Raw genomic sequence first — 6,450 nt, forward strand, 5'->3', positions numbered from 1 at the left:
TTAGCTTTTTCCGGGCTGTGATAACATCTCCGGGTCATTTTTCAGAGCCAGGGCAGATGAAGAAGAAAAACAGCACACCCACTCCTCACGATGCCACGTTCAGGCAGTTCCTGACGCAACCGGATATTGCCCGGGATTTCATGGAAATCCACCTGCCCGCAGAGCTGCGGGCAGTCTGCGATCTCAGCACACTGAAGCTGGAATCAGGCTCGTTCGTTGAGGATGATCTCCGCCAGTATTTCAGCGACGTCCTCTACAGCCTGAAAACCACAGCCGGCGACGGATATATTCATGTCCTGGTCGAGCACCAGTCAACGCCGGACAAACATATGGCTTTCCGCCTGATACGCTATGCGGTGGCTGCCATGCAGCGACACCTGGAGGCAGGGCATAAAAAACTGCCACTGGTGATACCGGTGCTGTTCTATACGGGTAAACGCAGCCCGTATCCGTACTCCACCCGGTGGCTGGATGAGTTTGACGATCCGTCGCTGGCAGGAAAACTCTACAGCAGCGCTTTCCCACTGGTAGACGTTACGGTCATTCCGGATGATGAAATCGCTGGCCATCGCAGTATGGCCGCACTGACTTTACTGCAAAAGCATATTCACCAGCGGGACCTGGCAGAACTGGTTGACCGGCTGGCGCCCATCTTGCTGGCGGGATACTTGTCTTCATCGCAGGTGATATCGCTGGTACACTATATAGTACAGGCAGGCGAAACATCCGACGCCGAAGCCTTTGTACGCGAACTGGCACAGCGTGTGCCGCAACACGGAGACGCACTTATGACCATCGCACAGCAGCTTGAACAGAAGGGCATCGAGAAGGGGATTCAGCTCGGTGAACAACGTGGTATTGAAAAAGGCCGTTCAGAAGGGGAGCGCGAAGCGACTCTGAAAATAGCCCGTACCATGCTCCAGAACGGCATTGACCGCAATACCGTCATGAAAATGACCGGTCTGACTGAAGACGACCTGGCGCAGATCCGCCACTAATCCCCTTTTCCTGGCACTCCCTGTCCGGCCATCAGCGAATACTGGTGGGGCAGGGAGGTACCAGAGTCAGGCTCTGCCTGCCAGCCACAGCGATTAAACACCTTCATCACCCCCACTACGTTACCCGTCAGACGTGCTGTAAGCGGATTAATCTGTCGGCCGCTGTCGTCAAAAGCGACATCGAGGTTGGCCCGTGAGAGATAAATGCCGTTCACGCCCGCACTGAGCGCCACAGCATTCCGGCCGGACCATTCCCGGTCGCTCAGCAGACGGTAGTTCCAGTGCATATCTTTCGCTGTTTCCAGAGCATACGTCAGCCGGAACAAGTCGTTCTGCTCGGACAACTCACCGGTGCAGGAACGCCAGAGGTAATTCAGCTTGCTGGCCAGCTTGGCGCTGACGCCCATCTGACGTCCCTGTTTCAAAAGCCACTCGATATCGGGCGTCACATCACGAGAAAAACGCCGTTGCTTCAACGCAGTCGCCAGCCAGCGGGTGAGAAAGAGGTTTTCCTGTGCCGGCGAGAGAACGCCACCATCCTGCCTGGCCAGCGCAAGCGCCACCAGGGCACACCACGCCAGATGACCTGATTTTTCTGTCAGCGTCACGGCTTCTCCCGCAAGTCAGAAAAATGATGTAATTCATCCAGCATAATCAGAACGCGCCGGCCAGTCTTACGGGGAAACATTCGCCGCATCTCATGCGTCAGCTGCTTCTTCTCCCATCCGTAAGGGAAAATAATGCTGTATTCACTTTTCTCAGCGCAAATATCAGGGCCCGCGATGATACGCGCCACCTCCTTATTCAGACGTTCGCCTCGCCAGCCATAAGCCGCCAGCCTCTTACGGATACGTGCAACGGGAAAACGTTTGTCAGAGTGACGGGGGAAGAGTAACGTCCCGTCCTCATTTCGTTTGACGCCAAACATATCCAGAGACTGTTCAATCACCACTGTTCGCCCGGGGATATGTTCACGCATTGTTTTCATCATATTTTCCATTCCAGACTCCTGATTTAATACCTGCTACTGTCTGACCAGACTGCAGGTTTCAGTATTGTGGTTCAACTGCAGGTAAATTCCCTTTTGCAGGAAAAATCAGTGTCAGAGAATGAACACCATTGATATCTACCGAATGGGTTCCCCCCATAAAAGCTTCCATGATACCAAAGCACCTGAGTTCATTAAGGATGATATCCACTTCAGTTTCTGATAAATCGCGTTCTGTTTTGTACTCAAGCATATACGAGCCTGGGTTGGCATCACGCTCCCGTTCCACTTCAATTTTAATCTCAGCGATCACAGCCGGAACATTATTGGTATTGAGGGCCAGAGCCGTTGCCTGAATGCACTCAGAAAACTCATCCGGAATAACAAACCATACCGGATAACCTCTTGATACCGGCATACCTTTGTTATCTTCGTCAAGGTTACCGTTCCAGCGCATACCCGTGCATTCTTTAAACGGCTGGGTAAGTTCATCACGGTAATGAATGCGGGCAACAGATACTCCCCACTCACCGCTGTCATACAGTACATCCAGAACTTCTACCTGTCCTTTGGGAGATAACACTTCTGTTGGTTTAATGTACATACAATCCTCCTGTTGAGCATCTTTTCACTGTTTATAGATTTAAAATATAGCTGCATGTTGAATGTGTCAATTCTAGTTAGATTTAGAATCTAGAATAACATGTGATGTATGCCGCTTGCGGCATAGAAGGCGGCATGGTGAATTTACAAGTTGCGCATCTGTTCAACCGCCGAAGCCCGGCGTAGCCGGTACCTGGTTGAAAGGTTTTGCCTATCCCATCCCTCCGCCCTGATAAGCCATAACCCGCTAAAAGCGGTACTGAAGTCTTTGTGCGCTGTCGGAGTGGTCACGACAAGGCGTAGCCGCAGTCGGGGCGTATCTCCGCGTTAGCGGGCCGCTAGGGCCGCTTACGGGCGTGTACTCAAAACCGCCAGCGAATCCACTTACAGCCACTCAGAATTCTAGTTACAACATCCATCATTAAAAGCGACGTTGTTCCGGGCCTTTGGCCCGGGGCGGCCTCGCTTTTCAGTGGTGGGGCCCGGCTCAGGTGTTGCCATTGTGCACGGTCTGCCGTTCTGATTGTTTTGTATGTTGTAACTATATTCTCGCGACAGCGCCCGTTGCGAAGCGACGGGACCAACCCATGCAGTCTCCGAACCGGCGCGGACGTGAGTCCGCTGCAAGGGCGGGCATTTCCAGGAGCCTGTCCACAGGTCAGGCGACGAACAGGTTATATATTTATATGAATGAAATAAAAGATATTTAAAAGAAGTACAGAGCAGGTTTTTAAAGGAAACCACGCACTTTGAAATCTGGTCGGCTGGCGCTCTGTAAGCATAACGGTTGTAACCTTATGGAAAGATCCCTTGCAGTTATTTGTGGGTAACTGAATTCAGCGACCGGAAATGATGCTGGCGAGGCAATTTCTGGCCATTCTGATGGCGGAATGGGATGAATGGCAGGAAGGACGGGCGTCATTTCGTGCAGAAAACCGTCAACGGGGGACTGCAGACGTGCGAAACCCTCCGGCGCCAGCCGGATTTTTCACACAGGAAGGGTTATATGGGGACGGTGGCCAGCCGCGTGTAGTTGTTACCACGCGACATCAGCATGCGCTCTTTCACGCGCCGCTCCAGCTCACGCTGGAGAGCATCCCTGTCGCCGACGAAACGCCCTCTGGCGTAGTCACGCGTCAGCTGCTGTTTCACCAGCGTCACAATGTCCTTACGGGCTCTGTCCGCGTCACGTCGGGCGCGGGCGCGCTTCAGGCCATGCTGTTTACGTTCGGACTGGTAGCTGCGGAACCGTTCACGCACAAACCGCCAGGCCTTCGCTATCAGCTCGTCCATCTCCAGCGGCTTCAGGTTCTGCTTCTTACGCTGCTGATTCTCCCATTCCACACGGCTGCGCCTCGCGGCCACAACGGCCACGTCAGAGACGTCGAGCGCGGAGAACAGTGCCGGCGTGAAGGTGATATCGGTCGGGATATTGCAGCCGATCTGCGGGTCATACTCGGTCTGATAGGTAATCAGCCCCAGCTCCGCCATAAACGTCAGCGCTCGCGTGGCGCGGGTGATGGACAGATTGCCGCTTTTCGACTCGGTGGCGAGACCGCACTCGATGGCCAGATTGGTGATGGAGCGCTGAACGCGGTTGGCCAGCGGGTCATAGTGGAAACACAGCCCCTGGAGCAGGGCATCGATGGCCTGGCGGCGCAACAGTGGCGGCATCCGGTGACGTTTACCCAGCGAGCGCAAGAACGCCACATGGATGGAAAAGTCAAAACGGGACGTGAAGCCTTCGGCTTTCGCCATCAGCTTACGACAGAACGGCAGTGTCTTTTTCCCTTCTCGCGGCGTGAATACCGGATTCGGGTTTTTGACCTGACGGTAATGGGAGAACAGGGTCTGGGCGTCAGTCACACCTTCCCGCACTTATGTTGCACGGAAGGAGTAAATGGCACAGAAACGGGTATTGCAGTTTTCTGAGCATAAAACTATACTCCCTGCATAGAGCAACAGCTTCTATACAGTTTAAGTAGGCCCCGTTAATCTTCTCTTAGTCGCCAAACCTGGTGAAGATTATCGGGGTTTTTGCTTTTCTGGTCCCGGGTAGACACCTCATCAGAACCAGTTCCCTGCCACCTTATGGCGTGGCCAACCAAGAATTCACTAAAACGATCAGTAATCTAGCATCCAATGATAAAACGTTCAAGAATGTGAAGTCTTTACATCGAGAACGCCGCGTTCAGAAAGTTCACGTTCGAGTAAGGTCTCAATAAACTGAGCTTGAGTGAGCCCTTCCTCTTCACAGATCGTAATCATCCAATCTTTAAGAGGATTTTTAACAAAAACCTTCACTTCTTTATGTGTTTCACGTTTACGCGCAATCGCGGCAAGCTGTCTTTCACTCGCCGACATCGGCTTACCTTTTCGGTAAGAACGCTTTTCTTTCGATGAGGAAGTTACTGCATTTTCGATCTGCGACATCTCTGCCTCCTCAAGGATCAAACTTGGATCGTTTGCAGAGAATACTACAGATATCTGAAATCAGCGACTTAACTTTACGCGTAAGTGTGAGCCATGTTGGCGCATGACTCACCTGGATGGATGTAGATTGCGGATCAATTGACGATGCGACTTAGTATGAAGAATGCCAGTCCGTTCCTCCGTCCCAGCGCGACTGCCAGTGCTGAAGGTAGGTTTGTGCCACTTCCGGCACCTCATTAATAACCAGCACATTCTCGCTATTCCTCGATGCAGCAGAGCGAGTGTAGTTAAAGCTACCAGCCTCAACTGTATGATTATCAACAATAATGACTTTGTCATGCATGATGGCGTAGCGACCGTTGGTGCGCAGCGGAATTCCCGCGTTCACCACGACGTTCATCGCCGCCTGGCTGGCTTTGCTCCGGTTGCCCTTTTCATCAAGCACTATCTTCACATCCACACCACGACGTTTTGCCCTGACAAGCGCACTAACCACCTCCGGAGACGTAAATGAGTAGCCCATCAGCCGAATTTCCTGCTGTGCTGACTCAATCGTCTTAAGGACCAGCTGCAACGCGCTGCCTTCAGGTGAAAAGCCGACCTGAACGGAGGATGCCGCTGCTGCGGGCTGAATACAGCTCAGCGAAAGACATACCAGACCGGACACGGCCAGCTGGCGAAAGGTGAACTTACGCATTAAATAACCTCAGAAATACTGTTCGGATGTGTTAACCAGAAACGCCGGAGACGGGGAAAACTTGCTTTTACCCTTCTCCGGGGTTGGACAACTGAGCACGGCGAAGGCGTCAGTCTCTTTTAGCGGTATCAGGTGGCGGACGCCTGATTATTTTTTGGTATCACCGGCAGCATGACTGATGGCCTGCTGCAGGGCCTCCGCGCTGGTGTATCCCGGAATAACCGTCACGTTATCAGCGCTGGCGCCGGCTGACGGGAGAACCACCAGGGCCGGGGTACCGCTGAAGCCCAGCTGCTGCGCAAGTGTGTTTATGCCATCCAGGGTCCCCTGAACATCTGGGGCTGTTTTCGCATCGAACCTCACGGCTTTTGCGGCCGCGCTGATATCAGCATCGGTCAGCTTACCCTCGTTGTGGGCGGTAGCGTAAATCGCGTTGTGATAGTGAAGGTAAGCATCGGCCCCCTTCTGCTTCCAGATCTGAAGCCCGGTTTTCGCCGCACTGAGCGACGCCGGCCAGCGCTGGCCAAATATCGGGAATTCCTTGAACACAAAGCGCACGTCCGGGTTAGCTTTTATTACCTTCTCCAGTTCCGGCGCCAGGCGGGCACAGTAGATGCACTGGTCGGGTAAGGACATGGTGTTACCACCACATCCTCCCCTAAGAACCGTGCATGCGAGTTTCCCCGCACACGGCTCAAGCCTTTCTGGATCCACTTTCGCGAACCGGCTTC

9 protein-coding genes and 1 pseudogene are annotated in these 6,450 nt (G+C 53.2%); 2 read left to right on the top strand and 8 right to left on the bottom strand.

Annotated features, from left to right (window positions below):
- Positions 1-56: 56 nt before the first annotated feature.
- Positions 57-998: an Rpn family recombination-promoting nuclease/putative transposase gene (locus WFN87_RS22070; RefSeq protein WP_336819689.1), complete on the top strand. Its 942-nt coding sequence runs from the start codon at positions 57-59 to the stop codon at positions 996-998.
- Here the strand turns inward: WFN87_RS22070 and WFN87_RS22075 are convergent.
- From WFN87_RS22075 to tap, 5 genes are all read right to left on the bottom strand, one after another.
- Positions 995-1,606, bottom strand: coding sequence for a DUF2913 family protein (locus WFN87_RS22075; protein ID WP_336819691.1), 612 nt, complete (start codon positions 1,604-1,606; stop codon positions 995-997). The two genes, WFN87_RS22070 and WFN87_RS22075, sit on opposite strands and share 4 nt — an antisense overlap.
- Complete coding sequence (locus WFN87_RS22080) at positions 1,603-1,998, bottom strand: hypothetical protein (RefSeq protein WP_442892487.1); 396 nt, start codon at positions 1,996-1,998, stop codon at positions 1,603-1,605. The genes WFN87_RS22075 and WFN87_RS22080 overlap by 4 nt, the downstream gene beginning before the upstream one ends.
- 49 nt (positions 1,999-2,047) lie before the next feature.
- Complete coding sequence (locus WFN87_RS22085; RefSeq protein ID WP_336819692.1) at positions 2,048-2,590, bottom strand: hypothetical protein; 543 nt, start codon at positions 2,588-2,590, stop codon at positions 2,048-2,050.
- Between the two features lie 1,001 nt (positions 2,591-3,591).
- Positions 3,592-4,467 carry an incFII family plasmid replication initiator RepA gene (gene repA, locus WFN87_RS22090; protein ID WP_336983736.1) on the bottom strand — a complete coding sequence of 292 codons (876 nt, stop codon included), beginning with the start codon at positions 4,465-4,467 and terminating at the stop codon, positions 3,592-3,594.
- Positions 4,448-4,525 carry a RepA leader peptide Tap gene (gene tap / locus WFN87_RS24200; protein WP_011201829.1) on the bottom strand — a complete coding sequence of 26 codons (78 nt, stop codon included), beginning with the start codon at positions 4,523-4,525 and terminating at the stop codon, positions 4,448-4,450. The genes repA and tap overlap by 20 nt, the downstream gene beginning before the upstream one ends.
- Positions 4,526-4,604: 79 nt before the next feature.
- On the opposite strand from tap, the pseudogene WFN87_RS24205 reads away from it, so the two are divergent.
- Positions 4,605-4,708: pseudogene (locus WFN87_RS24205) on the top strand (replication protein RepA).
- A 35-nt stretch (positions 4,709-4,743) separates the two neighbouring features.
- On the opposite strand, the gene WFN87_RS22095 reads toward WFN87_RS24205, so the two are convergent.
- From WFN87_RS22095 to WFN87_RS22105, 3 genes are all read right to left on the bottom strand, one after another.
- The gene (locus WFN87_RS22095; RefSeq protein ID WP_008324932.1) at positions 4,744-5,022 is read right to left on the bottom strand and encodes a replication regulatory protein RepA; all 279 of its coding nucleotides are present in this window, start codon (positions 5,020-5,022) and stop codon (positions 4,744-4,746) included.
- A gap of 151 nt (positions 5,023-5,173) precedes the next feature.
- On the bottom strand, positions 5,174-5,719 hold the full coding sequence (locus WFN87_RS22100; protein WP_016589852.1) for a phospholipase D family nuclease: 546 nt from the start codon (positions 5,717-5,719) through the stop codon (positions 5,174-5,176).
- 147 nt (positions 5,720-5,866) lie between these two features.
- Positions 5,867-6,450 (bottom strand): DsbA family protein (locus tag WFN87_RS22105; RefSeq protein ID WP_336983735.1); only part of this gene is annotated, 584 nt, incomplete at its 5' end.

The organism is Cedecea sp. AS113 (assembly GCF_037152415.1).
GTDB lineage: Bacteria > Pseudomonadota > Gammaproteobacteria > Enterobacterales > Enterobacteriaceae > Cedecea.

What these genes read in the sequence shown, in the direction of transcription:
- WFN87_RS22100 (WP_016589852.1), bottom strand. Translation starts at nt 5,719, where the DNA reads ATGCGTAAGTTCACCTTTCGCCAGCTGGCCGTGTCCGGTCTGGTATGT.
- WFN87_RS22085 (WP_336819692.1), bottom strand. Translation starts at nt 2,590, where the DNA reads ATGTACATTAAACCAACAGAAGTGTTATCTCCCAAAGGACAGGTAGAA.
- WFN87_RS22095 (WP_008324932.1), bottom strand. Translation starts at nt 5,022, where the DNA reads ATGTCGCAGATCGAAAATGCAGTAACTTCCTCATCGAAAGAAAAGCGT.
- WFN87_RS22080 (WP_442892487.1), bottom strand. Translation starts at nt 1,998, where the DNA reads ATGGAAAATATGATGAAAACAATGCGTGAACATATCCCCGGGCGAACA.
- tap (WP_011201829.1), bottom strand. Translation starts at nt 4,525, where the DNA reads ATGCTCAGAAAACTGCAATACCCGTTTCTGTGCCATTTACTCCTTCCG.
- WFN87_RS22070 (WP_336819689.1), top strand. Translation starts at nt 57, where the DNA reads ATGAAGAAGAAAAACAGCACACCCACTCCTCACGATGCCACGTTCAGG.